Source organism: Streptomyces sp. NPDC053079 (genome assembly GCF_044546695.1).
Classification (GTDB): domain Bacteria; phylum Actinomycetota; class Actinomycetes; order Streptomycetales; family Streptomycetaceae; genus Streptomyces.
Genome location: NZ_JBITZJ010000003.1, coordinates 529344 through 554002 on the forward strand (window position 1 = coordinate 529344; position 24659 = coordinate 554002).

Sequence of the window (24659 nt, forward strand, 5' to 3'; positions counted from 1 at the left end):
TCAGTCGTCTGTCGCCGCCCGGCGCCGGGCGAGGGCCAGGCGGGTGCGGTCCTCTGCGCGGCGGCGTCCGCGTGCCGTGTCGTCCCGTCGTGCGTGGCCGCGCGCCAGTGCGGCGCGCAGGGCCGGCAGCGGGCGGCCGGGGTCGCCGGTCACCAGCTGGAGGTAGTCGTCGAAGGCGGCCAGCCGCGCCTGGAGGCGGTGGCCGTCGACGCGGTGCGGGTCGTAGCGGGCGCGCAGCGCCGGACGGCTGCCCACGGTGGCCTCCAGGACCAGGGGGTAGCCCTCGTCGACGAGTGCCGTGGGCCGCTCCACCCGCAGGCCGCCCGCCAGATGGCCGTCGGCCACCCAGGCGGGGAAGTTCTCGACGACGAGGATGCTGTCGAACAGTCCGTCGCCCCAGCCCAGGCCCAGCCCCCGCTCGACGCGGCTGAGCGGTACGTGTTCGTGGGCCCGTAGCTCGGTCAGGTCGCGCTGGAGCCCGTGGAGCCACTCCAGCGTGCTCACGGTCGCCCCGCAGCGCACGCGCAGGGGAAGGGTGTTGATGAACAGGCCGACGCATTCGGTCACCCCCGGCAGGTCGGCGGGGCGCCCGGCGAGGGTGGTGCCGAACACCACGTCGTCCTGTGCGCAGTGGGCGGCCAGCAGCGCGGCCCAGCCGCCGTGCAGCACGGCGGCCGGGGTCAGTCCGTGCCGGCGGCAGAAGGCGGTCAGTGCCTCGCCGGTCGTCCCGGCGATGCGGTGTTCGCGCTCGGCGCGGCGCACGGCGAGCACCTGGCCGTCCCGGCAGCCGGGTCCCGCGACGCGGGAGGGGCCGGGTACGCCGGCGAGCGCGCGCCGCCAGTACTCCTCGTCGGCCCCCTGCCGCCCCTCCAGGCGGTCCAGGTAGGCGGAGAAGGGCGGCCGCCGGGGCGGCTCGGCGGCACCGCCCGCGCGCAGCCGGGCGTAGCACCCGAGGACGTCGCGCAGGACCAGCTGCTGCGACCAGCCGTCGAGGACGAGGTGGTGGTGGGTCCATACGCAGCGGTACGCGTGCTCGTCCTCGCGGAAGAGGGCGAGGCGGGCGAGCGGGGCGCGGCCGAGGTCGAAGCCCCGTTCCCGGTCCGCGTCGAGGAAGCGGTCGAAGGCCTCGTCCCGTTCGGCCGGGGTCCGCGCCCGCCAGTCGGCGCTCTCCACCGGGATGGGCGCGGCGGGGTCCACCACCTGGACGGGCAGGGGCCGGTCCTCCCAGCGGAAGGCCGTGCGCAGCGCGGGGTTGGCGCTCACCACGGCCTGCCAGGCGTCCCGGAACGCGCTCTCGTCCAGCTCTCCGGTCAGCCGGCAGCACACCTGCACCACATAGGCGCCGGGGGTGCTGCCGCCGGCGGAGTGGTAGAGCATGCCCTGCTGCATCGGGGTCAGCCGGTGTTCGGTGCCCGGGCCGGCGGGCCCGCCGTCGGCGGCCGGGGGCCCGGCCACCGGCAGGGACCGTGCGGCGACGTCGGCGAGGGTGCGGGCCTCGAAGAGGTCCTGGGCCTCGACGGCGAGGCCGGCGTGCCGTGCCTTGGCGACGATCACGATGGCGTGGATGGAGTCGCCGCCCAGCGCGAAGTAGTCGTCGTCGAGGCCCACCCGGTCGCTCTCCAGCACCTCCTGCCACACGGCGGCCAGGACGCGCTCGGCCCCGGTGCCCGGCGGGCGGTACGCGGGCCTCGGCGGCGCGGGCCACTCATCGCCGCCGGCGCCGGCTTCGGCCTCGGCGAGGTCTTCCCTGGCCCAGTGGGCCAGCAGGGCGCGCTGGGCCTCCGAGAGCCTGCCGATCCGGTCGTCATGCTCGGACATCGTCACCTCCTGGTGCGCACCCCGGGACGGAGTCGGGTGCGGTGCCGTGCCGCAGGGCCGAGGCGGCCTCGGCGTCGGACAGTTGCTCGACCCGGTCCAGCAGCTCGGCCAGCCGCCGCTCGCGCGCGGCGGCGGGCCGGGCCCGCTCCGGCAGCCGGGCGTGATCGACCTTGCCGCCCGCCGTGACGGGCAGGTCCGCGAGCCGCACCAGCTCGGCGGGGACGGCGTACGCGGGCAGCCGGGCGGCCAGCGCCGCGGTCAGCTCGCGGGCGGCAGGCGGGTGATGGGCGTCGGCGGGCACCCAGTACGCCACCAGCCGGCGCCCGCCTCCCGGCGCCGCGCGCGCCACCACGGCCGCCTCGCGCACCCCGTGGTGCGCCGTGAGCGCCTGCTCGACCTCGCCCGGTTCGACGCGGTGACCGCGGATCTTCACCTGCCGGTCGGCGCGCCCCGCCAGGAGCAGGTCGCCGTCCGGCAGCCGGCGGGCGAGGTCGCCGGTGCGGTACCGGCGGGCGCCGGGGGCCGCCGGGTCGGGCACGTAGGCGGCCGCGGTGGCCGCCGGCCGGCCCAGGTACCCCCGGGTGACGCCGGCACCGCCGACGTACAGCTCGCCGAGCACCCCGGGCGGTGCCGGCACCGCGTCCTCGACAACGCACGCGCCGAGTCCGCCGATCGGCCTGCCGACCGGGACCGGCGTCTCGCCGGGGTCGCCGTCGACCCGGTGGGCGCAGCAGCCGACGGTGGTTTCGGTCGGCCCGTACTCGTTGACGAGCGTCGCGCCTGGCGCGAAGGCCCGCAGGGCGCGCACGTGGCCGGCGTGGAGGGGTTCGCCGCCCACCACGACGGTGCGCAGGTGCGTCGGCCGCGTCAGCTGGTGGCCGACCGCGGCGAGGTGCGCGGGGGTGATCTTGAGCAGGGTGTGGTGGCCGCCGGCCAGCGCCTCGCCGAGCGCACCGGGGGCGTCGGAGGGGATCAGCTGCACCCGCCCGCCGGCGACCAGCGGTGCCAGCAGCGCGGTGACCGTCAGATCGAAGCCCAGTGAGGAGTGCACGGGGGATTCCGTGTCCTCGCCGATGCCGTAGGAGCGGACCGCCCACCGCAGGTAGTTCGCGAGGGCGCGGTGCGGGACGCCGATGACCTTGGGGGTGCCGGTGGAGCCGGAGGTGGCCATCACCGAGGCCAGGCTCTCGGGATGGGCCGGGACGGCGGGGACCGGCTCGCCCAGGTCGTCGGGGGCCACGACCGGCAGGCCGCACTCCCGCAGGGGGGTGCCCAGGTCCGCGGGCAGGACGAGCAGCCGCGCGCCGGACTCCGCGAGCACCCGGCGGTGCCGCTCCGGTGGATGGGAGGGGTCGAGCGGGAGGTAGGCGGCTCCGGCATGCAGGATCGCGAGCAGCGCCACGACCGTGTCGCTGCGGCGCCGCGCCCACAGCCCGACGACGGTCTCCGGGCCCGCGCCGGCGTTCCGCAGCGTCGCGGCGAGGCGGGCGGCGCGGCGGGCGAGGGTCCCGTAGCAGGTCTGACCGTCCTCGTCGCGGACCGCGATCCGGTCCGGGCCGCGCCGGGCGCACGCCGCGAACAGCGCGTGCACCGGTGCTTCCGCGACGTCCGGGACCGCTGGTGTGCCGGCGTCGTCCGTCAGCGGGGTGTCGCGGTACGGCCGGTGCGGCGCGGTGGCGGCGGCGCGCAGGGCCCGGAGGTAGTACGCGCCGGTCTCCTCGACCTGCGCGGCGGGGAATTCACGGGGGTCGGACTCCAGCAGCAGCCGCAGCCCGCCGCCGCCCGTGGCGTCGACGTTGAAGTGCGCGGTGAGCGGTACGTACGTCTGGTCGGGGGCGCGCAGGTCGGAGACCACCATGCCGTCCAAGCCGGCCAGTTCGCGGTAGAGGTGGAAGTGGGTGAAGACGAAGAGGGTGTCGAACAGCGCTGCCGCCCCGAGGTCGCGCTGCGCCTGGGCGAGCGGATGGCGGCGGAACTCCCCCGTGCGCGCCTCGGCGGCGTGTGCGGCGCGTGCCAGGTCCGCCCAGGTCCCGCCGTCCACGCGCTGCCGCAGCGGCAGGATGTTGTTGAACACCCCGACCATGCGGTCGCCGTCGTGCCGCTCCGGGCGGCCGTTGGTCTCGAGCCCGGTGATGACGTCCGCGGTGCCGGACAGGGCCCGGACGATGCGGAGGTGGACGCCGAGCAGCACGTGCTTGAGGCCCACGCCGAGTTCGGCCGCGAGCGCCGTCAGGCCCTCGGTCACCGCCTTGTCGACCGGGACCACGTGCCGGTGCTGGCGGATGCCCTCCGGCCCGGGCGGCGGCACGGGGCGGCGCGGCAGTCGGCTCGGGCGGGCGCCGGCCAGCTCCGCCCGCCAGAACGCGCGGTGCGCCGGGTCGCGCCCGGCGGCCCGTTCCAGGGCGACGAATTCGCGGTAGGAGGTGACGGGCTCCGGGGTCGGCGGCCGTTCGCCGCGCAGCGTCGACCAGTAGTCCCGCAGGAGTTCGGTCAGCACGATCGCCACGCACCAGCCGTCGAGGGCGAAGCTGCTGAGGGTGAGCCGGAAGGCGGCTCCCGCGTCGTGCGCGGTGAAGCGCGCCAGGGGGCCGGTGGTGACGTCGAAGGGGCGCGCGCGTTCGGCCCGCAGCCATGCGTCGAAGCCCGGCGGATCCGGCATCTCCCGTACCTGGAGGGGCAGCCGCAGGCGGGAGCGTACGAGCTGCATGGGCTCGGGGTAGGTCACGAGGTCGAACGACGAGCGCAGGTAGGGGTGGCGGGCGGCCACCCGGTCCACGGCGTCGGCGAGCACCGCCTGATCCAGCGGCAGCGAGACGGCGACGGAGGTGACGTAGACCTCGTAGCCGGGGTCGTGGTCACGGTGGAAGAGAACCGCCCGCTGCGCCATCGACACCGGATAGGCGTCCTCCAGCCCCGGTACCCCCGCGGCCTGCGGGCACAGCGCGAACGGCTCGGTCACCGCGTCCCGCGCCGTGTCCTCCTCCCCCTCCCTGCCGCGCAGATGGCGGGCGAGGGCGCGCACGGTCGGCAGCCGGAGCAGGTCGGTGACGGTCACGGGCAGACCGGCGGCGCGGCAGGCCGCGACCACGCCGATCGCCTGGACGGAGTCGCCGCCCAGGGAGAAGAAGTCCTGGTCCACGCCGATTTCGTGGCGCCCCAGGCGCTCGCTCCACACTCGGGCCAGGAGGCGCTCGGTGCCGGTGCGGGGCGGCTGCCCGCCGGCCGGGGGCGGCGCCGCGGACCGGGGCAGCGCACGGCGGTCGAGCTTGCCGGCGGGGGTGAGCGGCAGCCGCTCCACCGGCGTGAGGGAGGCGGGCACCAAGGGGGCGGGCAGTCGCTCCCGCAGCGCGTCGCGCAGCGAGTCCGGCGTCGGGCGCCGCCCGTCGGCGGTCTCCCGCGTCACCACGTAGGCCGCGAGGCGCCCGTCGTGCGGGGCGACGGCGGCGTCGGCGACGCCGGGCAGCGCGCGCAGCGCCTCGGTGACCTCGCCGGGCTCGACCCTGACGCCGCCGATCTTGACCTGGTCGTCGGTGCGGCCGCGGAACTCCAGTGCCCCGTCGGCCCGGCGGCGGACGAGGTCGCCGGTGCGGTAGCGGCGCCCGCCGCCGGCCGCGGGCAGGAACCGGGAGGCGGTCAGGGCCGGGTCGCGGTGGTAGCCGCGGGCCAGGCAGACGCCTCCCAGGTACAGCTCGCCGGGCACCGGCCGGGGCAGGGGCCGCAGCCGGTCGTCCAGGACCTCGGCGGTGGTGTTGGCGATGGGCAGGCCGATCGGCACCGGCCCCGGCCCGTGGGTGCGGCAGTGCCAGGCGGTGACGTCCACGGCGGCCTCGGTGGGCCCGTAGAGGTTGTGCAGGTCGGCGTCCAGCAGTCCGGCCGCGCGGGCCACCTCCCGCGCGGGGAGCGCCTCGCCGCTGCACACCACCCGGCGCAGTCCGGGCAGCCGGGTGGCGCCGCGGGCCAGTTCGGTGAGGAAGGGGGTGAGCACCGACGGCACGAAGTGCACGGTGGAGACGGCCTCGCGGTCGATGAGCCGCACCAGATGGTCGGGGTCGCGGTGGGCGCCGGGGCGGGCCTGCACCGAGGTGCCGCCGGCGGCGAGCGGCCACAGCAGCTCCCACAGAGAGACGTCGAAGGTCACCGGTGTCTTGTGCAGGACCCGTTCGCCGGGGCGCAGTCCGTAGGTCTCCTGCATCCACAGGACGCGGTTGACGATGGCCCGGTGCGGGACGAGCACACCCTTGGGGGTGCCCGTCGAGCCGGACGTGTACAGCAGGTAGGCGGCCTGCTCGGGGTGGACCTGTGCCGAGAGGCGTTCGGGGCCGTCGATGCCGTCGCGCACCCGCAGCACGCGCGCGCCGAGCCCGCTCGCGCTGCCGGCCGACGGCGCGTCGGTCAGGACGAGGTCCGCGCCGGCGGAGGCGATCGTGGCGGCCAGTCTGCGGGGCGGGTCCTGCGGGTCCAGGGGCAGCACGGTGGCTCCGGCGTGCAGGACGCCGAGATAGGCGAGCGGGAGGTACGGCCCGCGTTCGACGAGTACGGCGACGGGTTGCTCGGGCCGGACCCCGAGCCGGTGCAGCCGTGCGGCGAGGGTGGTGGCGGCCCGGTGCAGGGTGCCGTGGCTGAGGTGGTGCGCTCCGCCGTCCGGGGTGGGTGCGACGACCGCCGTGCGCTCCGGGTGCCGGTGGGCCGTGGCGGCGGCCAGGCCGTGCAGGGAGAGCGCGGGCCGCGGCACGACGGGCCCGCGCGCGTGCCCGTCCTCCTCCGGCTCCCCGGCCGGCGTCAGGCCGATGGCGTCGACGGGAACGTGCGGGTCCTCGGTCACCGCCCGCAGCACACTGGTCAGCGCCCGGCTCAGGGCGGCGACGGTGGCCTCGGTGAACAGGTCGGTGCGGTACTCCCACACCCCCGTCAGCCCGTCGGCGGTCTCGGCCATGCTGAGGGAGAGGTCGAGCTGGGACCACCGGCGCGGCAGCGGCAGCGCGGCGAGGTCGAGGGGGCCCAGGCGCAGCCGGCCGGCGACGCCCAGCGCGAGGGAGCGGAAGCCGTCGGCCTGTTCGCCGTATTCGCGCTGGAGCACGAAGAGGCTCTGGACGAGCGGGGCCCGGTCGGGAGTGCGGTCCGGTGCGAGCCGGGAGACCAGCGGCCCGAAGGGGTAGCCGCCGTGTTCCACGGCTTCCCGCACGGTCCGGCGGGTGCGGTGCAGCAGCGCCGCGAAGGACTCGCCGGGCGCGCGGGTGGAGCGCAGCGGCAGCGGGTTCACCAGATAGCCCACCGCGTCCGCCGCCTCGGCGGCCTCGCGCCGGGCGAGCAGGGAGCCCACGACGAGGTCGGACTGGCCGGTGAGCCGGTGGAGCAGCACCTGGTAGCCGGCGAGGAGGGTGGTGAAGAGGGTGCTGTGCTGCTCCCGGGCGAGCGCGGTGAGCCGCGCGGTGAGGTCGGCGGGCAGCCGGAAGGTGTGGGTGGCTCCGGCGAAACCGCGTACGGCGGGCCGGGGGAAGTCGGTGGGCAGGTCGAGGGCGGGCGGCGCGTCGGCGAGCGCCTGCGACCAGTGCGTCCAGGCCCGGTCCGCCGCCGTGTCGTCGAACTCGCGCTGGGCGGCGAGTAGTTCGCCCTGTCCGGGGGCGTCCGGCGGCAGGTCCGCTCCGGTGTGGGCGCGGGCGAGGTCGCGCAGCAGCACCACGAGCGACCAGAAGTCGGCGACGAGGTGGTGGGCGGCGAGCAGCAGCACGTGGTGGCCCTCCCGCCGGTACAGCGTCAGCCGTATGGGCGGGCCCGCGGTGAGCAGGTCGAAGGGGCGGTCGCCGGCCTCGGCCAGCAGCTCCCGGAATTCCTGCTCGGGCGTGCCGGTGGCGTCGCGCACCTCCAGCCCGGGTCCGTCCTGTCCGGTGCGGCATACGGGTTCGCCGTCGTGCAGGGCGAAGCGGGTGCGCAGTGCGGGGTGGCGGCGTACGACGCGGTCGACGGCCCGGGCCAGCGTCTTCTCGTCGAGGGGGCCGTGCAGGGTCAGGGCGCGGACGAGGTGGTAGGCGGCCGCGTGCGGGGCGAGGGCCTGTTCGAACCACAGGGCGCGCTGCTCGTGCGTGAGCGGCAGCCACTCGTCGGCGCTCCCGGCCGGGGCGGGACGGGCTCGCTCGCCCGCGGCGGGGGCGGTGAGCGTCAGCCGGGCGAGTTGACGGTAGGTCAGGTCGCCGAGCAGTGCGGTGGTGGGCAGGGTGACGCCGTAGGCGGCCTGGATGCGGTGGTGCAGGTGGAGGGCGGCCAGGGAGTCGAGGCCGAGGGCGCCGACCGGCTCGTCCAGGCCGGGCGGTTCACCGGACAGGCCGGCGCGGGCCGCGGCGCTGTCGCGCAGCGCGGTGGCGAGCCGCTCCGGGTCGCCGGTCACCGGCAGCGTTTCCCCCTCGTCGGCGCGCCCGCCGGCCGGGTGGACCTCGCCGTGCACGCGCAGCGTCCCCTCCAGGTAGGCCGCCCGGCAGTGCCGGCGCCGCACCTTGCCGCTGGTGGTCTTGGGGATGCCGCCCCGGCGCAGCACCACGAGGGTGTGCAGGGCGATGCCGTGCCGGGTGGCGAGCGCCGCCCGGACGGCCTCGGCGATCGCGGGCAGGTCGGGGGCGCGGTAGGAGGTCAGCTCGCAGCACAGGACCAGCGCCTCCTCGCCGTCCCGGGCCGTGGTGAACGCGGCGGCGCAGGTGGGGCGCAGGGCCGGGTGGGCCCGCTCCGCGGTGCGTTCGAGGTCGTGCGGGTAGTGGTTCTGGCCGCGGACGACGATGAGGTCCTTGTGGCGGCCGGTGATGAACAACTCGCCGTCGTACAGGGCGCCCAGGTCGCCTGTGCGCAGGTACGGGCCGTCCCCGTCGTCCAGGCGGGCGGCGAGCAGCCGTCGCGACTCCGCCGGGCGGTCCCAGTAGCCGCGTGCCACGCCGGGGCCGCGCACCCAGATCTCCCCGACCCGTCCGTCGGGGCACGGTGTGGCGGTGGCGGGGTCGACGATGCGCAGCTCGGTGCCGGGCCGTGCGGTGCCGTTGCCGACGAGTTCCGTGCCGGGGGTGTCGTCGGGGGCGGGGCGTACGTGGCCGTCGCGCAGGGCGGCGGGGTCGGCGGTGAGCGTGGGCGGGGGCCGGTCCTTGGGGCCGGTGGCGACGAGGAGGGTGGCCTCGGCCAGCCCGTAGCTGGGGAAGTGGGTGCCGGCCCGGAAGCCCTGGGGGGCGAAGCTGTCGGCGAAGCGCCGCAGGGTGTCGGCCCGGACGGGTTCGGCGCCGTTGTAGGCGACCCGCCAGCCCGACAGGTCCAGCTCCGCGCGCTCGGCGGCGCCGACCCGCTCCACGCACAGGTCGTAGGCGAAGTTGGGGCCGCCGCTGGTGTGCGCGCGGTAGCGGGTGACGGCGCGCAGCCAGCGGCCCGGGCGCTGGAGGAAGGCCATGGGCGGCATCAGGACCGACAGGGATCCGAGGTAGAGGGGCTGCAGCAGGTTGGCGACCAGGCCCATGTCGTGGAAGAACGGCACCCAGCCCACGAAGGTGGAGTCGTGGTCGTGGCCGCAGGCCTCGGCGATGCACCGCTCGTTGGCGAGCAGGTTGCCGTGGTCGACCATGACGCCGCGGGGCTGCCGGGTGGAGCCGGAGGTGTACTGCAGGAAGGCCAGGTCGGCGGGGCCCGTGGCGGGGTCGGTCCACGCGTCGGCGGCGGAGTCGGGGACGTGCGCCGCGTCGAGGGTGGGCAGGCCGGCCAGGCCGGGGCCGGCGTCGGCCGCGAGGGCCAGGGCGGGCCGGGCGTCGGCGCGGATGCCGGCCAGCCGCTCGGCGCCGGGTCCGGAGCGGGGCTCGTCGCAGGGGACGGCGACCGCTCCCGCGTACAGGCAGCCCAGGAACGACTGCACGTACTCCGGGCCCGACGGGTAGGCGACGAGGACGCGTTCGCCGGCGAGGCCGCGGCCTTGGAGGGCGGCGGCCACGGCGCGGGCGCGCAGGTCGATGCCGGCGAAGGAGAAGCGGACGCTCTCCGTCTCGCCGTCGGGCAGGAACGCGTAGGCGGGGCGGTCCGGGGTCAGCGCGGCGTGGCGGCGCGCGATCCCCACGATGCCGGCGGTGGGGTTCACTCGGGTCGAGGACATGGCTCCCCTTCCTGCGGCGGCGTCGTGAGCTCCATCGACTCGGCTTCGGCGAGCGCGGCGAGGATCGCGTCCCGTTCGGCGCGGTGGCAGAAGTCCTCCACGGTCGCGGCGAGCGCGGCGATGTCGAGGGCCTGGTAGACCCGGCGCACCGGCAGGTCCACGGCGAACTCCTCGACGACCTGGGAGTGGAACTGGGTGACCATCAGCGAGTCGCCGCCCAGGTCGAAGAGGTTGTCGTGCACCCCGATGGTCTCCGGGTCCGTCTTGAGCAGCGCGGCGAGGAGCCGGGCGAGGGTGCGCTCGGTGGCGGTGCGCGGGAGCTGCGGCGCCGGGCGCGGTCCGCGGGCGGTGGCGGGGTCGGGCAGGGCCGCCACGTCGAGCTTGCCGTTGCGGGTGAGCGGGATCTCGGCGAGGGGGACGACGGCGGCGGGGACCAGGTACCGGGGCAGCCGTTCGGCGAGGTGGGCGCGGAGCCCGGCGGGGTCGCAGGCGCCGTCGAGGACGGCGTACGCCACCAGGTACCGCCGGTCGCCGTCGGCGCGCGGCACGACCACGCAGGCCCGTACGGCGGGATGGGCGAGGGCGGCGGCCTCGGTCTCGGCGGGTTCCACGCGGTATCCGCGCAGCTTCACCTGGGCGTCCGAGCGGCCCAGGTAGGCCAGTTCGCCGCCCGGCAGCACGCGGGCGAGGTCGCCCGAGCGGTAGCGGCGGGCGCCGGTGCGGCCCGGGGTGTCGTCGGGGACGAAGCGGTCCGCGGTCAGGCCCGGCCGTCCCAGGTAGCCGCGGGCCAGTCCGACGCCGCCGATGAACAGCTCGCCCTGCCCGCCGGGTCCGGCCGGGCGGCCCCGGGAGTCCAGCACGGCCGCGCGCGCTCCCGGCAGGGGCGTGCCGATGGGGCTTCCCGTGCGGTCGGCCGCCGTGAGCTTGCGCGCGGTGACGTGGACCGTGGTCTCGGTGATGCCGTACATGTTGACCAGGGCGGGCCGTTCGTCGCCCATGGCGTCCCACCAGGGGGTCAGCCGGGCCGGGTCGCAGGCCTCGCCGCCGAGGACCACCAGGCGCAGGGCGGATTCGGGGGCGCGCACCGCGGTGGGGACGAGGTGGTGGAAGGCGCTGGGGGTCTGGCCGGCGATCTCGACGCGCTCGTCGCGCAGGGTGTCCCACAGCTCGTCCGGGGCGCGGACGACGTCCGGGGGGACCATGACGAGCCGGCCGCCGCTGGTCAGCGCGCCCCACACCTCCCAGACCGAGAAGTCGAACGCCGGGGAGTGGGTCGTCGACCACGTCCGGGGGGTGTCCGAGGCCGGCAGGGCGTCGCGGCACGCCTGGAGCAGTCCGGTGATGTTGGCGTGGGTGACGAGGACGCCCTTGGGCCCTCCGGTGGAGCCCGAGGTGTAGATGGCATAGGCGAGGTTTCCCGGCCGGGCCTCTCGGCCGGTGCTCACGGGGTCGTCCGCCGCGGGGGCGGCCGTGACGTCGATCCGCCGCGCCGGGGGCAGTTCGGTGTCGGAGACGACGAGCGGGAGTCCGGCGTCGGCCGCGACGGCGGCGCGGCGCTCGGGCGGGTCGCCGGGGTCGAAGGGCAGGTAGGCGGCGCCGGATTTGAGGATGGCGAGGGCCCCGACGACCCACTGCGGGCCGGTCGGCAGGCACAGGCCCACCAGCTGTTCGGGGCCGGCGCCGTGGGAGCGCAGGACGGCCGCGAGGCGGTCGGCGCGCGCGTTCAGTTCCCGGTAGCTCAGCTGGGCGCCCCGGCAGGTCACGGCGACGGCGTCGGGGTGGCGGGCCGCCGCCTCCTCGACCAGCCGGTGCAGGCACGCGCGCCCTTCGCGTGCGGTGTCCGGGGCCGGCGGCAGGCGGCGTTCGACGGCCCGGCGCAGCACGGCCTCGGCCGGGGCGTCCGGTGCGGCGAGGGAGCCCTCGAGGACCTCCCGCAGCCGGGTGAGGAGCTCCCGCGCCGCCGGCTCCGTCAGCCGGGCCGGGTCGTACTCCAGTTCCAGGCCGACGCCGTGGTCCCCTTCGGTCGCGGTCAGCGCCAGCGGGAACTTCGGGGCCACGCTGGGCGCGGGCGGCACCGTCGCGTCCAGGCCCGGCAGCCCCACGTGGGTGCGGGGGGTGTTCTGGAAGGCGAACGACACGGAGAACAGCGGGTTCTCGGCGAGGGTGCGCCGGGGCCGCAGCGCCTCCACGAGCCGTTCGAAGGGCACGTCCGGCCCGTCCAGCGCGTCCTGGAGGTGCTGCTGGGCGCGGTCGGCGAGCCCGGTCAGGGTGGTGGTGCCGTCCGTCGTCAGGCGCAGGGGCACGATGCTCGCGAAGCAGCCGATCAGCGGCTCCAGTTCGGTGCGTGGCCGGCCGGCCACGGGCACGCCGACGACCAGGTCGCGCTGGTCGGACAGGTCGGCCAGGGCGGAGCCGAAGGCGGCGAGCAGGAGGGGGAAGAGGGTGATGCGGGCCTCGCCGCCCAGGGTCCGCAACGCCGCGACGAGGTCGCCCGGCAGGTCCGAGCGCAGGGCCCGGGCCGGTGCATGGGAGGGTTCGGCGGGTGCCGGGGCGAGGACGCCGAGCGTCGGCGGGGCTCCGGTGAGCTGCCGGACCCGGCGGGCCAGGCGTTCGGCGAGGGCGGGCCGTGCGGCCTCCTCGCGCTGCCATGCGGCGAAGTCGGCGTAGCGCAGGGGCGGTTCGCCGAGGCCGTCGGGGGTGCCGGCGGTGTGCGCCCGGTAGAGGGCGCCCAGTTCGCGCAGGAGGATGTCCAGGGACCAGCCGTCGCTGGCGATGTGGTGCCGGGTCAGCAGGAGCCGGTGCTCGGCGGGGGCCAGCCGTACGAGCAGGGCGCGCAGCACCGGCCCGGTCGCCAGGTCGAAGGGGCGGCGGGCCTCCCGTGCCGCCAGGCCCGCGAGGGCGTCGCCGCGGTGGGACTCCGGGAGCGCGCCGAGGTCGGCGAGGGGCAGCGGCGGTGTGCGGAAGGGATCGACGACGGGGCGGGGGCGGCCGCGGCTGAGCGCGTACCGGGTGCGCAGCACCTCGTGGCGCCGTACCACCTGGCCGAGGGCGGCGCGCAGGGCGGCGGGCCGCAGCGGGCCGTGCAGGGCGATCTCCAGCGGGATGTTGTAGGCGCTGTCGTCCGGGTGGAACTGGTGGAGCAGCCACAGCCGTTCCTGGGCGAAGGACAGCGTCGCGGGACCGTCGTGGCGGGGGATGCGGTGGGCGGTGCGCAGGTGGGCGAGCAGCTCGTCCCTGCGGGCGCGGATCGTCGCGAGGAGCTCGTCGGTGAGCGTGCCCCGGGGGGCGCGGCAGCGGAGCCGGTCGCCGTCCACGGTGAGGGTGACCTGTCGCCCGCTGAGCTCCGTGAGGAGGTCCGCGATGCTGGACGCGGTCATAGCAGCACCTCTTCCTGGCCGGTGGGGCCGTCCGGGTCGCCGGGCCGGTCGACGGCGGCGGCCAGCGCCGCCACGGTGGGCTCCGCGAACATGCGGGCGAGCGGGATCTGCACGCCGTAGGTGTCGCGCAGTTGCGCCAGCAGGCGCAGCGCGAGCAGCGAGTCGCCGCCGAGGGCGAAGAAGTCGTCGGCGACGCCGACCTCGTCGAACCCGAGCAGGTCGCGGAACCAGTCGGCGATGCGGCGCTCGGTGGGCGTGGCGGGGGCCGCGTAGGGGGTCGGCAGGTGGGTGCGGTCCCGGGCGGAGCCCGTGACCTTGAGCTCGCGCAGGGCCGCGAGGTGGTCGTCGGTGGTGTACGCCTCGTGCCGGGCGAGGAGGTCGTCCAGGTCCTGGGTGGACACCAGTGTGCGGGGGCCGGTGCCGGCGGCGAGCAGCCGGGCGAACAGCTCGACGCCCTCCTGCGGGGTGAGGGCGCCCAGAAGGTCGCCCCCGGGCCGTACGGGCAGGTCCGCGGCGGTGCCGTAGCGCTCGGTGAGCCGCTGCTGGGCGGAGGCCCACATGCCCGATTCCTGCCAGTCGGTCCAGGCGATCGACAGGGTCCTGCCGGGGCGCCGGGCGGCGCGGTGGGCGGCGAAGGCGTTGAGGAACTCGTTGCCCGCGACGTAGCCGACCTCGCCGAACTTCAGCTTGTGCAGCACCGTGCCGATCGAGGAGCACAGCACGAGGAAGTCCGGTTCCCGGCCGGCGAAGACCTCGTCGAGCACGAGGGCGCCGGTCAGCTTGGCGGCGACGGCGGCGTCCGTGGCGGCCCGGTCCCGGCGCTGGATCATGCCGGCGGTGTCGGGGGTGCCGGCCGCGTGCACGACGCCGCGGACGGGCCCGTGCTCCCGCTCCACCTGCGCCACCAGCGCGCCCATGGCGCGGCGGTCGGTGATGTCGGCCCGGCGCACCAGGACCGTGCCGCCGGCGGCGACGATCCCGCGCAGCCGGCGGACGACCGCCGCCTCCGGGTGTCCGGCGGGCAGCGTCTCCCACTCCCCGGGGGCGGGGAAGGGCCGGCGGTGGGTCAGCACGACGGTGGCGGGGGTGCGGCCCAGGTGCTCGGCCAGGTGCAGACCGATCCCGCCGAGGCCGCCGCACACCAGATAGACGCCGTGCGCCCGGATTCCGGGGTCCTGCCCCACCGGGGGCAGGGGTTGGCGGTCGTAGCAGGGCGTGAAGCGGCGCCGGCCCCGGTGGGCGGTGACGGTGGTCTCGCGGGCGGCGCGCAGTTCCGCGACGACGAGGCCGGCCAGCCGGTCGGCGTCCATGTCCGGGGGGACGTCCATGGCGGTGCAGGCGATCCACGGGTACTCCCTGGGGATCACCTTGGCGGCGGCGGCCACGGTGGCGTGCTCGGGGTGCGCCAGGTCGTCGCCGAGCACCTCCTGCGCGCCGGTGGTCACCGCGACGAGCCGGACGGGGTGCCGGATCTCCCGTGCGCCGAAGGCCTGGGCGAGGTGCAGCAGACCGTGCAGCCCCGCCTCCTGGGCCGCGCCGGCGGTGCCGGCCGAGGCGGCCCCGCCCCGGCGCAGGGCGTCGTGCAGCGGCCACAGCTGGACCGCCAGGCGGGTGCGGTCGCCGACGAGCCGCCGGTACTCCTGCGGGGTCGGCGGCTCCTCGCCGCCGACGGTGGTCACCGTCACCCCCAGGGCCTCCAGCCGTCCGGCCACGGCCTTGGCCGTCTCCCCGTCCCCGAACAGCAGGCACTCCCCCGCCACCTCGGTGGCGGGGGCCGGCGCGGCGTGCCGCCAGCCGGGCGCGTAGCACCACCCGCCGACGTCCCGCACGGGCGTCCCCGGCTGCCGGGCCAGGACGAGCGCCGCGTCGCGCGGACCGGTGGGCGGCACGATCACGTCGACGGCCGGGAAGTCCAGCCCGTCGAGGAGTTCGCGCCAGCCGTCCGCGTCGAGCAGCGGCCCGGCCACGCGCCGGTCGGTGTGGCTCCACCAGCCGGAGGTCAGGCCCCAGACCATCGTCAGCCAGGGGTCCCGGGCGGTGGTCTCGACGAGGGCGAGCGTGCCGCCCGGGGCCAGCAGCGACCGCAGGTGGCCGAGCGTGGTCCGCAGGTCGGGGGTCGCGTGCACCACGTCGAGGCCGCATACGAGGTCGAAGCGCTCGCCGGAGAAGCCCTGCGCGCCGGGGCCGCGGGCGATGTCCAGGACGCGGGTACGGACGAAGTCCAGGCCGCGGCGGGCCGCCTCCTCGCCGAGCCGGGTCACGAACAGCCGGGAGACGTCGGTGGCGTGGTACTCGAGCCTGCCGGGCGCCCGCCCCACGAGGGCCCGGGTGAGATTGCCCTCCCCCGCGCCGACCTCCAGGACCCGCAGCGGGCGCTCGCGCCCGGCCGCGAGCCGGTCGAGCAGGGACCCGGTCAGCTCGGTCAGGCGCCCGGTCGCCCGGTGGTCGGCCGTGCGCTCCCCCAGGGTGCGGCGCAGCAGTTCACCGTCGCCTCCCGGGTACAGGACGTCGAGCGCGGCGCCCGGGGTGGACAGCGCCCGTGGGTAGGCCCGGGCGCAGTGCGTGAGCAGCTCGACGAGCCCGGCGAAGTCGGGGTGTGCGCCGACGACGTCCGCGGCGACGGCCTCGGCGGCCTCCGCCGGCGCCTGCTCGGCCACGGCCCGCAGGAAGTCCGCGAACCGGCGGAACTCCGGCAGCACGCCGCCCGGTTCGGGGACGGCGGCGAGGTGGTCACGTGCCAGGGCGGCACACAGCCGGTTCAGCCCCGTCCGCAGCCCGGGCCGGTCGTCGATGCCGCGCGGCACGACGGCGTCCGCCCGCAGTTCGGCACGCAGTCCGCCGACGAGGTCCGCGAGGGAGACGCCCGCGTCAGCCCGGTCCGGCGCGGCGGACGGGCCGGCGGGGACGGGCTGGGCCGGCGTGCTGTCCACGGGTGCGTCCACCCAGTGGCGTGCCCGTTGGAACGGGTAGCCGGGCACCGTGGTGCGCCGGGGGTGGTGGGGGCGGTGGTACTCCGTCCAGTCGACGTCGCACCCCGACCGCCAGGCCTCGGCCAGCGCCCGCGTCAGCGAGGTCGCCTCGTCGTCCCCCGTCAGGCAGCGCAGCGTGCGGTGCCGGTCGTCGAAGCCGGGCGAGCGGCGGGCGAGGGCGGTCAGGCCGGCCTGCGGTCCGGTTTCGAGGAGGGCGACGGGGCCGAGGTCCAGGCAGCGCCGCAGCGCGTCGCCGAAGCGTACGGGCCGGCGCATGTGCTCCAGCCAGTAGGCGGGGGAGGCGACCGCCTCGTCGGCCCAGTCGCCGGTGAGGGAGGAGACGTAGCGCAGGCGGGGCGGGCGCAGTTCGACGCGTTCCAGGACGGCCCGGAAGTCGTCCAGCAGTGGTTCGACGGCCGCCGAGTGGAAGGCGTGCCCGGTGGCCAGGGCCGTGGTGTGCACCCCGCGCCCGGCGAGCAGCGCGGCCAGGGCCTCCACCGGCTCCGGCGCCCCGCCGACCACGCAGCGGTCGGGGGCGTTGAGGGCGGTGATCTCCAGTCCGCCGGCCAGCAGCGGGCGCAGGGCGTCCGCCGCGAGCGGCACCGCCAGCATGCGGCCGGGCGGCAGCGCGTGCTGCGCCGCGGCGCGGGCCTGGACCAGCGTCGCCGCGTCCGGCAGCGACAGCACTCCGGCCAGGGTGGCCGCGACGTACTCGCCGAGGCTGTGCCCGAGCATCGCCGCCGGGCGCAGCCCCCAGTCCGTCAGGGTGCGGGCGAGGGCGTACTCGACGGCGAACAGCGCGGGCTGCGCGGCCCTGGTGTCCTCGGGCCGCGCCGCGGCGCGCACGTCGGCGCCGAGCGCGTCGAACGCCTGCGCGCACGCGTCGAAGTGGGCGCGGTAGCGCGGCACGCCGGCGTACAGGCCACGGCCCGTGCCGGGTGCGGCGGCGCCCTGCCCGGGGAACAGGAACACCGCTTCCCTGCCCGGGTGCGCGGCTTCGCCGGGCGCGTCGGTCAGCAGCCGCGCGGCCTCGTCCAGGCCGCGGCACACCACCGCGGCGCGGTGGGGGAAGGCGCGGCGGCCGGCCAGCGTGGCCGACAGGTCGGTGAGGCGTGGCCCCGGCCGTCGCCGCGTCCAGGCGGCGAGGTCGCAGGCGGCGTCCGTCAGCGCCTCGCGGCTGCGGGCGGAGAGCAGCAGCGGCACCGCGGCCGCCGCATCGGGGGCGCGGGGCGGGGTGGGCGGGGGTTCCTCCAGGACCACGTGAGCGTTGGTGCCGCCGATGCCGAAGGAGCTGACGCCGGCCCGGCGGGGGTGGGCGGCCCCGGGCCAGGGGACCGTGTCGGCGGTGACGTGGAACGGGGTGCGGGAGAAGTCGATCGCGGGGTTGGGCGAGCGGAAGTGCGGCGTGCCGGGGATGACGCCTTCGCGCACCGCGAGCACGGCCTTGATCAGTCCGGTGACGCCCGCCGCCGCGTCGAGGTGGCCGACGTTGGCCTTCACCGAGCCGAGCGCGCAGAAGCCGCTGCGGTCGGTCTGCGCGCGGAAGGCCCGGGTGAGCGCCTCGACCTCGACCGGGTCGCCCAGCCGCGTACCGGTCCCGTGCGCCTCCAGGGCGCCGACGGTGTCGGCGGGGATCCCCGCCACCGCCAGCGCCTCGGCGACGACGGCGCTCTGGCCCGTGACGCTCGGCGCGGTGTAGCCCACCTTGTCCGCGCCGTCGTTGTTCACCGCCGAGCCCAGGAGGACCGCGTGCACCCGGTCGCCGTCGCGCACCGCATCGGCGAACCGTTTCAGCAGAACGAGCCCCACCCCGCTGCCGCCCACCGTGCCCCCCGCGCCGGCGTCGAACGCCGCGCAGCGCCCGTCCGGGGCGTAGATGCCGTCCTCGGCGTACACATAGCCCTGGCCCTGCGGGACCTGCAGCGAGATGCCGCCGGCCAGCGCCATGTCGCACTCGTGGCCGAGCAGGCTCTGGCAGGCCAGGTGCACCGCGACGAGGGAGGAGGAGCAGGCCGAGCCGACCGCGTAACTGGGCCCGGTCAGGCCGAGCTTGTGGGAGACGGTGGTGGCCAGGAAGTCCTTGTCGTTGTGGATCAGCAGCGGGAAGCCGCCGAGGAGGCGCTGCGCGCCGCCCCCGGGCAGGACGTTGCGGATCAGGTACGAGCTGAGGCTCGCGGAGAGGAACACGCCGGTCGCCGCCCCGGTGGCCGCCGGGTCGTAGCCCGCGGTGTCGAAGACGTGCCAGGCGGTCTCCAGGCACAGCCGGTGCTGCGGGTCCATGACGGCGGCCTCGCGGGGGGCGTAGCCGAAGAACTCCGCGTCGAACAGCGCGATGTCGCCGAGCACGCCTTCCGCGCCGACGAACCGCGGATGGCGCACCCACGCGTCGTCGCGGCCTTCGGCGAGGAGCTCCTCGGCGGAGAAGCGGCTGATGGAGTCCTCGCACCGCACGAGGTTCTCCCAGAAGGCCTCGACGCCGTCGGCGCCGGGGAAGCGGCCGCCCAGCGAGATCACGGCGATCGTCCCGTCCGTCCCGTCCGCCCTCGTGTCCGCGCTCATCGGTGCCCGCCTTCCCGGCGTCGGGCGCCGACGGCGGCCCGGCGGCGGCCCGCCCGTCGCGCCGCCTCGGCCACGGCGCCGTCCCGCGCACCGTCACCGCCGTCCGCGCCGCCCCCGCCGTCGTCGAGGAACGCGGCGAGCGCGGCGATGGTCGGCAGCCGGAAGACGTCCACCAGTCGCAGGTCCGCGCGTACGCCGGTGGCCAGCCTGCGGTGCACCCGCAGCAGCGACAGGGAGTTGCCGCCGGCGTCGAAGAAGGCCTGGTGTATCCCGACCCGCTCGACGCCGAGCACGTCGCACCACACCTCGGCGATCGCCTTCTCGAGGGGGGTGCGGGGCGGGGTGTACGAGCCGCCGGCGGGCCGGTGTCCGTCGGCGAGGCGGGCGAGGGCGGCCCGGTCGGTCTTGCCGTTGGCGGTGTGCGGCAGGGCGTCGCGCACGACCAGTACGGCGGGCACGAAGATGGCGGGCAGCCTGGCGCGCAGCGCGGCCAGCGTCCGCTCGACCTCGACGTGCTCGCCCGGCAGGGGGCTGACGAAGCCGACCAGCCGGCGGGTCTCGGCCGTGGCCCCGACGACCACGGCCGCGGCCTCGGCGACCGGCGCGCAGTCCCGCAGCGCGGCCTCCACCTCGCCCAGTTCGATCCGTACGCCGCGGAGCTTGACCTGGGTGTCGGCGCGTCCGACGAAGACGAACTCGCCGTCGGGGCGGCGCAGGGCCAGGTCCCCGGTCCGGTAGAGGCGGGAGCCGGGCGGGCCGTACGGGTCGGGCCGGAACGCCTCGGCGGTCGGCCCGGGCCGGCCCAGGTAGCCGCGGGCCGGGGCCGTCCCGCCGATCAGCAGTTCCCCGACGACCGCGCCGGGCACGGGCCGGCCCCAGGCGTCGGCGGTCCACACCCGGGCCGGGCCGACGGCGCGGCCGATGGCCGGCGGCCGGCCGCCGCCGGCGGGCACGCGTGCCATGGTGGCGTAGGTGGTGGCCTCCGAGGGGCCGTAGAGGTTGCGCACGACGGCCCCCGGCAGCCGGGCGTACAGCCGGTCGGCCAGTTCCCCGGCCAGGGGCTCGCCGGCCAGGTTCACGGCCGTCAGGCCGTCCGGCAGACCGCCGGCGTCCAGCAGCGCCGCGGCCGCGGAGGGAACGGTGTTGAGCAGCGTCGCCGCCGGGGCCCACGGCAGCGCGCCCACGTGCAGAGCGCTGTCGGCGAGCAGCACGGTGCCGCCGTGCGCGAGGGGCGCGAACAGCTCGAAGACCGACAGGTCGAAGCCGGCCGAGGTGGTGGCCAGGACCGCGGACATCTCCCCGGCGCCGAAGGCGCGGCCGGCCCACTGCAGGAACGCCGTCGCGCTGTCGTGCTGGATCGCCACCGCCTTGGGGCGTCCGGTCGATCCGGAGGTGTAGAGGAGGTAGGCGAGGCCGGCGGGCCGGTCGGGCCCGGCGTGGTCGGCGCTGTCGCCCTCGTGCGCGGGGGGCGCGGGCTCGTCGACGCGCAGCTGCGGCACGTCGGCGGGGTCCAGCCGGTCGCCGAGTCCGGAGTCGGTGATCAGGAGCGAGGCGTGGGCGTCGGCGAGCATCAGGCGGACCCGCTCCACGGGCAGTCCCGGGTCGACCGGCAGATACGCGGCCCCGGACTTGAGCACGGCCAGGAGGGAGAGGGGCAGTTCGAGGCCGCGCTCCAGCCAGACCGCGACCACGTCCTCGGTGGCCACGCCCGCCCGGCGCAGCCGTGCGGCGCGCCGGTTGGCGCGGGCGTTGAATTCGCGGTAGCTGACGTGTGCGGTGCCGGCGACCACCGCCACGGCGTCGGGGCGGCGGGCCGCGGTCCGCTCCACCAGCCGGTGCACGGGGCGGTCCGCTTCCTGCCGGGCGGTGCCGGCGGGCGCGCTGTCGGCGAGCCGGCGGGACTCCTCGGCCGTGAGCAGGGGCAGGCGGCTGAGCGGGGTGTCCGGGGCGCGCACGGCGGCTGCGAGCAGCACCCCGAAGTGGCCGGCGAACGCGGCGAGTTCGCCGGGGTGGCCGTAGCCGTGGTCCGCTTCGGCGGTCAGCTCCAGGCCGCCTGGCGTCTCGGTGGCCGTGACGGCGAGCTCGTACTTCGCCGCCGCGGCGGGCACGGGCACGATGCGGCCGCGCACGCCCGGCAGGGCGGGCTGCGGTGCGGGGCGTTCGTAGGCGAAGAGGATCTGGAAGAGCGGGCTGAGGTCCGGCTCGCGGTCGGCTCCCACCGCGTCGACGATGTCCTCGAAGGGCGTCGTGCGGTGCTCCAGCGCACCGAGCAGCGCCTCTCTGGTACGGGCGAGGACCTCGCCGAAGCCGGGGTCGCCGTGCAGCCGGATGCGCAGCGGCAGCATGTTGATCAACGGGCCGACGGCGGCGAGCTGTTCGTCGTCCTCGCGCAGGGAGACCGGTGAGCCGATCACCACGTCGCGCTGGCCGGTGTACCTGCCGACCAGGCAGGCCAGGGCGGCGAGCAGCAGCATGTAGCTGGTGACGCCCTCCTCGCGGCAGAGGGCGGCCGCGGCCACGAGGTCACCGGCTCCGCAGGGGACGGTGGCGCGGGCGGGCGGCCCGCCGCCGGGGCGGCCGGTCCGGCGCAGGACCGCGGTGCGGGCCGGGGCGCCGGCCAGCTCGCGGCGCCAGAACTCCCGGCCCGCCTCGTCGTCTTCCCGTGGCCGCGCCGCGCACCGGCCGGCGTAGGACGGCCCGGGTGCCGCGAGGGGGCCGGGCCGGCCGGCGAGGGCCGCGGCGTAGCCCTCCTCCAGCTCCCGGCACACCACCGCGAGCGAACCGCCGTCGAAGACGATGTGGTGCGCGCAGAGGACCAGGAGCCGGCGGCGCGCCCCGCAGCGCAGCAGGGTCCACTCCGCCGGCGGCCCGGTGTCCAGCCGGAAGGGGCGGGCGGCGATCCGCCGCAGCGTCCGCTCGATCTCCGCTTCCCGGTCCGCGTCGGTCAGCCCGCCGAGGTCCACCGCCCGCAGGGGCGCCGGCCGGTCGGCGGCCCGTTGCCGGGGGGCGTCGCCGGTGGACTCGAACACCGTGCGCAGCGCCTCGTGCCGGAGGCCGAGCCGCCGCACCACCTCCCGCAGCGCCGCCGGGTGCGGCTCGCCGGTGAGCTCGATGGCGGTGCAGATGTTGTACGCGGGCACCTCCGGGGCGAGCTGGTGCAGGAACCACATCCTGCGCTGGGCCGGCGAGAGCGGGGAGGAGGTGCCGGCGGCGGCCGGGGTCATTCGGCGGCACCCCCGGAGGTGCCGGCGGGCGCCGCGTCGGCGAGGCGGGCCTTGTCGATCTCGTGGGCGAACTCCCGCAGCGACGGGGACGCGAAGAGGCTGCGCACCGAGACCCGGGTCTTGAAGACCTTGTTCGCCGCCGCGGTCGCCTGCATGGCGCGCAGGGACTCCCCGCCCAGGTCGAAGAAGCGGTCCCCGGCCCCGACCCGGTCCAGCTTGAGCACGTGGGCCCAGATGGCGGCCAGTGCCCGCTCGGTCTCGGTGCCGGGCTCGACGTACTCCTGTCCGTGGGTCAGCTGGGCGTGGCTCGGGGCGGGCAGCGAGGCCCGGTCCACCTTTCCGGCGGCGGTCAGCGGCACGGCGTCGAGCACGATCACCGCGGTGGGCACCATGTAGCGGGGCAGCCGGTCGCGTACGTACGCCTGGACGTCGGCGGGCTCGGGGCGCCTGCCGGGCACCGGCAGGACGTAGGCGACGAGCACCTGGTCGCCGGCGTCCTCCCCGCGGGCGGTGACGATGGCCCGTTGCAGGTGCGGGTGGGTGTCCAGGACGGCCTCGATCTCGCCGAGCTCCACCCGGAAGCCGCGGATCTTGACCTGGTGGTCGGCGCGGCCGAGGAACTCCAGGTTCCCGTCCGGCAGATAGCGGCCGAGGTCGCCGGTGGCGTAGGCGCGGCTGCCGGGGACCGGCGCGGCGGGGTCGGGGCGGAAGGCCGCGGCGGTGTCCCGGGGGCGGCCCAGGTAGCCGCGTGCCACCCCGGCCCCGCCGACGATCAGTTCACCGGAAACGCCGAGGGGGACGGTGCGGCCGAGGTGGTCGCGGGGGTGTACCCAGGTGCCCGCCACGGGCCGCCCGATGGGCAGGTGCGGCCCCTCGTGGGCAACCTCCCCGGACCAGACGGTGCTCCACACGGTGGTCTCCGTGGGGCCGTACTCGTTGTGGAAGGCGGCCTCGGGCAGCAGTTCCCTGCAGTGGCGCCCCAGGTCGGCCGGGCACGACTCGCCCGCCGCGACGACCGTCCGCAGCGAGTCGAGGTCGCCGGGCCCGGCCTGCTCCAGCACGGGTGCCAGCAGGGACGGGATGGCGAGGGTGTGGGTGGGGCGCTGCCGGGCGATGGTCTCCACCAGCCCTGCGGGGTCCAGTTGCTGCCCCTCGCCGGGCAGGACGAGGGTGCCGCCGCGGGTCAGCGTCCAGAAGATCCCGGCGACGGAGCTGTCGAAGGCGAAGGAGGACAGCAGCAGGAAGCGGTCGGGGTCGTCCCCGTAGTGGACGCGGCGGGCGGCGAGCGAGGCCACGACGTTGCGGTGCTCGACGACGATGCCCTTGGCCTGCCCGGTGGAACCGGAGGTGTACATCACGTAGGCGGCGTCGCGCGGGGTGGCGACGCCCACGGGGTCGTGGGCGGGGCCCGTCGCGCGGACCGCGCCGGCCTCGACCGTGCGCACGCCGTGGGGCAGCCGTCCGGCCAGGCCCGTCTGGTGGACCACCGCGAAGGCGTCGCTCGCGGCGACGACGGCGGCGATCCGCTCGTCGGGCTGGGCCGGGTCGAGCGGGAGGTACGCCCCGCCCGCCTTGAGCACCGCCAGCAGGCTGACGATCTGTGCCACGGAGCGCTCGGCCAGGACGCCGACCACGCTCCCCGCGCCGACGCCGAGCGAGCGCAGATGGTGCGCGAGCCGGTTGGCGCGGCGGTTGAGCTCGCCGTAGCTGAGGGTGTCGGTGTCCAGCTGGACGGCGGGCGCGTCCGGGCGCTCGGCCGCCCACCGGGCCACCAGGTCGTGCAGGCAGCCGTCCTCGGCGGGGAGGGCGGCACCGCGGGTGAAGGTCTCCAGGGCCGCCCGGTCGGCGTCGGAGCGGAACTCCGGGAGGTCGTAGCGGCCGTCGGGGTCGGCGACCATCGCGGCGAGCACCCGTGCGTAGCTGTCGCAGACGCTCTCCATGAGGGTGTCGGAGAACTGCAGGCTGTCGTACTCGACGCGCACCTCGAGGGCGCCGGTCTCCCGGTTGAGCCGGAAGATTCCGCAGAAGGGGAAGGTCGACTCGCCGTAGAGCTCGTTGGCGACGTGGCCGACGCCCCGGTCGATCCAGCGGTCCAGCACGTTGAAGACGTGGTAGTTGGTGAAGAAGAACAGCGTCTCGGCGAGCGGCTCGTTGCCCTGGTGGCGTTTGAGTTCGGCCATCGGCAGCCGGCGGTAGGGCATGGAGGCGCGCTCGGACTCCAGCGTGGCGGTGATCAGCTCCGGCCAGGTGCCGCCGGCCATGCGGACCCGCAGGGCCAGGCTGTTGACGAACAGCCCGATCGCGGTGGATCCGTCGGCGCTCTCGGGGCGGCCGTTGGTGACGGTGTAGGTGAGGGTGTCCTCGTGGCCGCCGTAGAGGGACATCACCACCATGTGGGCGGCCAGCAGGACGGTCTTGAGCGGTACGGCGTTGGCCGCGGCGAGGCGCTTGAGGCCGTCGGAGAGCTCGGCGGGCACGGGTACGGCGATGCGGGTGATGTCCCGCTCGCCCTTGTCGGCCCGGGGTCCGGCGCCGGGCCTGGGCAGCCGCATCAGCGTGGCGTCGGCGAGGTAGGAGTCCCAGAAGGCGTAGTTGCGGGGGTCCG

Annotated in this window: 6 protein-coding genes (1 of these 6 only partly in view); all 6 read right to left on the bottom strand. The window is 76.9% G+C overall.

Features of this window, described 5'->3' with window-relative positions; translation table 11 throughout:
• Tightly spaced (each overlapping or abutting the next), the 6 genes in view from ACIGXW_RS14695 to ACIGXW_RS14720 form a layout consistent with a single transcriptional unit that may run on beyond the window.
• On the bottom strand, positions 1-1818 hold the full coding sequence (locus ACIGXW_RS14695; protein WP_399573263.1) for a condensation domain-containing protein: 1818 nt from the start codon (positions 1816-1818) through the stop codon (positions 1-3).
• Entirely contained in the window at positions 1805-9925 is an 8121-nt protein-coding gene (locus ACIGXW_RS14700) for an amino acid adenylation domain-containing protein (protein ID WP_399573265.1), read from the bottom strand. Before ACIGXW_RS14700 ends, ACIGXW_RS14695 begins: the two co-directional genes overlap by 14 nt.
• The gene (locus ACIGXW_RS14705) at positions 9907-13302 is read right to left on the bottom strand and encodes an amino acid adenylation domain-containing protein (RefSeq protein ID WP_399573267.1); all 3396 of its coding nucleotides are present in this window, start codon (positions 13300-13302) and stop codon (positions 9907-9909) included. The genes ACIGXW_RS14700 and ACIGXW_RS14705 overlap by 19 nt, the downstream gene beginning before the upstream one ends.
• Positions 13299-18830 carry an SDR family NAD(P)-dependent oxidoreductase gene (locus ACIGXW_RS14710; protein ID WP_399573269.1) on the bottom strand — a complete coding sequence of 1844 codons (5532 nt, stop codon included), beginning with the start codon at positions 18828-18830 and terminating at the stop codon, positions 13299-13301. The genes ACIGXW_RS14705 and ACIGXW_RS14710 overlap by 4 nt, the downstream gene beginning before the upstream one ends.
• Positions 18827-22054 carry an amino acid adenylation domain-containing protein gene (locus ACIGXW_RS14715; protein WP_399573271.1) on the bottom strand — a complete coding sequence of 1076 codons (3228 nt, stop codon included), beginning with the start codon at positions 22052-22054 and terminating at the stop codon, positions 18827-18829. Before ACIGXW_RS14715 ends, ACIGXW_RS14710 begins: the two co-directional genes overlap by 4 nt.
• Positions 22051-24659: the final stretch of an amino acid adenylation domain-containing protein gene (locus ACIGXW_RS14720; RefSeq protein ID WP_399573274.1), read on the bottom strand. The gene runs 3769 nt beyond the window's last position; the window shows 2609 of its 6378 coding nt (coding positions 3770-6378); its start codon lies off the right edge, out of view; the stop codon is at positions 22051-22053. The genes ACIGXW_RS14715 and ACIGXW_RS14720 overlap by 4 nt, the downstream gene beginning before the upstream one ends.

What these genes read in the sequence shown, in the direction of transcription:
- ACIGXW_RS14695 (WP_399573263.1), bottom strand. Translation starts at nt 1,818, where the DNA reads ATGTCCGAGCATGACGACCGGATCGGCAGGCTCTCGGAGGCCCAGCGC.
- ACIGXW_RS14700 (WP_399573265.1), bottom strand. Translation starts at nt 9,925, where the DNA reads ATGTCCTCGACCCGAGTGAACCCCACCGCCGGCATCGTGGGGATCGCG.
- ACIGXW_RS14705 (WP_399573267.1), bottom strand. Translation starts at nt 13,302, where the DNA reads ATGACCGCGTCCAGCATCGCGGACCTCCTCACGGAGCTCAGCGGGCGA.
- ACIGXW_RS14710 (WP_399573269.1), bottom strand. Translation starts at nt 18,830, where the DNA reads ATGAGCGCGGACACGAGGGCGGACGGGACGGACGGGACGATCGCCGTG.
- ACIGXW_RS14715 (WP_399573271.1), bottom strand. Translation starts at nt 22,054, where the DNA reads ATGACCCCGGCCGCCGCCGGCACCTCCTCCCCGCTCTCGCCGGCCCAG.